Source organism: Chryseobacterium piscicola (assembly GCF_900156685.1).
In the GTDB taxonomy this organism is placed as follows: Bacteria; Bacteroidota; Bacteroidia; order Flavobacteriales; family Weeksellaceae; genus Chryseobacterium; species Chryseobacterium piscicola.
The window spans coordinates 1-2,557 of the sequence record NZ_FTOJ01000025.1 but is presented as its reverse complement, the minus strand read 5'-3'; the positions used below and the strand labels follow the sequence as shown (position 1 = coordinate 2,557).

Below are 2,557 nucleotides of genomic sequence, written 5' to 3'. Positions count from 1 at the left end.
ATTAAAATTAACAACAAATCAAAAAAAACATTTATCTTTGAATTATTAACTAAATACTCTCTTAGGAAAAGTCCACTTTAGTTTGAAGACGTACATGGTTGAGACTCTTCTTAATTGAATTTATTATTAACAAACTGCATTATACTTTTCAGAGTAATGCTATAATTTATCGCTTCATAAAAATGAAATCAAATCATAAATCAACACTCATATTTGTATTAATAGTTGTCGTAATTGACACCGCAGGTTTTGGACTAATTTTTCCAGTTCTACCACAACTACTAATTAATCTACTTCATTCAGACATCAGCACAGCCGCCAAATACGGAGGCTGGCTCTCATTTGCTTATGCAATTATGCAATTTGTTTTTGCACCAGTTTTAGGGAATTTAAGCGACCAATATGGCAGGCGACCAGTACTTTTAAGCTCATTGTTTGGGTTTAGCATCGACTGCATTTTTCTTGCTTTTTCAGCAAGTATTTTGTGGCTTTTTGTTGGGCGGACAATTGCAGGTATAACAGGAGCAAGCTATTCCGTTGCATCTGCTTGTGTTGCCGACATTAGCACAGACGATAATAGAACTAAAAATTTCGGACTTATAAACGCAGGCTTTGGTTTGGGGTTTATAATTGGACCCATAATTGGCGGAACATTGGGACAATTCGGAACTCATACACCCTTTATTGTTGCTGCTATTTTAAGTTTTATCAATTTTATTTTCGGCTATTACTTTTTCCCGGAATCGTTAAAAGCAAATAACCGCAGGAAATTTGACAGGAAAAGAGCTAATCCATTTGGTTCCCTCAAACACTTACAGAAATTCCCATTGATAAAAACTTTAGTGCTATCAATGATTTTTGTTTCCATCGCTAATCACAGTATGGAAAGTGTTTGGGCATTTTTCACCATTGAAAAATTTAAGTGGAGCACCTCTCTTGTTGGCTACTCATTAGCATTTATAGGCATTCTATCAATTATCGTTCAGTTATGGTTAGTCAGTATTTTGGCAAAAAAATTGGGCGACAAACGAATGGCAGTATTAGGATTTGTACTTATGATGACGGGCTTTTTTCTGTTTGCTTTTACACCGTGGCAATGGTTGCTCTTTACCGCTTTATTACTTTTCATAGTTGGTGGAATTCAAGGCACAGCCGTTCAAAGTATTATGTCTTCTGCAATGCCCGACAACGAACAAGGTGAACTTCAAGGTGCTTTAGGCAGTTTAATGGGCTTGACAACTCTGATTGCACCACCGTTAATGACAAGCAGTTTTTCTTACTTTACGGGAAAACAATCCGAGATTTATTTTCCAGGAATTCCTTTTTTAATTGCTTCAATATTGACATTAATTAGTTTAATTTTGTTTCTTAAAAGTTTTAAAAAATCAAATAGACTGATAAAATCGGTGGACAAGTAATGACCATATAGACAGAAAACAACGAACCGCTAACAGCACCTAAAAAAAATGGCGGGCGAAGTGCGAATATAAACAGTTGTGCAACTAATAAACATTGTGCGTTTAGACAGTTTAGTGTTCCAAAGCCGCCACTTCTTTTAGCCGCAACCCGTTATAGGTAATACGGCCGCAGAGAACCTAACAATTAAAACATTGACAACAAAAAAAGAAATAAAACCTATTTGGACAGTAGTTGCAAACATTGTAACAGAAAGACCATTTGGTCCTCAAGGACAAGAAACAAAACTTGGAACAAAACTTTTTAGTCCAAAGACAAAAATTTACATAATAGACTGGTTTGCTGGAATGTGTGAAAGTGTTACAGTTGTTGGACTCTCAAGACGACCAAAAAAATTTATAAGAACCATTCTTCGAGTTGACATGATAGAAAACTTCCGTGTAAAATTATGTTACGAACCAAAAGCAATCGAGCTAATTGAGGAACATTTTGCTACAGAAAAAGACAATATTAAACGCTTAAATGAAGAATTTGTTGAGACAATGTGTAAAACACTTCCTCTTTGGCAAAAGGAATTAAAATAGTTTTACTGAATGTGATGTATGAAGTACTACCTATAACAGCGGTTTCAAGAAATGGCGAGGCTCGGGATTTATCAGAAATTGGAAAGGTTTTTAATTAAAAGTTTTGTTTATATTTGTGAAGGCTTGGTCTTGGTTCATCGCCACTTCGTGAAGCCGCGAAACGTCAGGCTGTGAAAAAACTCACTTTCTTCCTCTTTAAGCCATATTTTTACAACGCTGCAAGGTAAAACAAGCCTTTTAAGGACGCCTTATTTTTAAGCAACCAATAATACTTTTTCAAAAACAAAGACTGATTTCAGCTTAAAATGATTCGTTATTAACAAAAACAAGACGTTCCTTTTGTAAGGTGACTTCCAGTTCTTCAATTTCGCAATTAAATCAGGAACTCCCAGAATATTCATCGCACGTTTGATGTTGTAAACCAGCATAATTAAGCTGTGTTCACCATTTACCTTCTCTAAACCCGTTAAATTCGTGTGATTGTAACCCCATTGCCTTTTGATGGTTCCGAAGATATGCTCGTTGATCTCCTGCCTTTTTCGGTACAATTGCCCATT

The 2,557-nt window shown here is 35.6% G+C and carries 3 protein-coding genes; 2 read left to right on the top strand and 1 reads right to left on the bottom strand.

What is annotated here, in order from left to right; translation table 11 throughout:
• Window positions 1-182: 182 nt before the first annotated feature.
• Both BW939_RS15655 and BW939_RS15650 read left to right on the top strand, forming a co-directional pair.
• On the top strand, window positions 183-1,418 hold the full coding sequence (locus BW939_RS15655) for a TCR/Tet family MFS transporter (protein ID WP_034098942.1): 1,236 nt from the start codon (window positions 183-185) through the stop codon (window positions 1,416-1,418).
• Window positions 1,419-1,610: 192 nt separating this feature from the next.
• Complete coding sequence (locus BW939_RS15650) at window positions 1,611-2,000, top strand: hypothetical protein (RefSeq protein WP_076452935.1); 390 nt, start codon at window positions 1,611-1,613, stop codon at window positions 1,998-2,000.
• Between the two features lie 254 nt (window positions 2,001-2,254).
• Here the strand turns inward: BW939_RS15650 and BW939_RS15645 are convergent.
• On the bottom strand, window positions 2,255-2,557 hold a 303-nt coding region (locus BW939_RS15645), incomplete at its 5' end, for a transposase (RefSeq protein WP_228417271.1).

Coding starts and splice junctions, on each gene's coding strand:
- BW939_RS15655 (WP_034098942.1), top strand. CDS start 183: ATGAAATCAAATCATAAATCAACACTCATATTTGTATTAATAGTTGTC.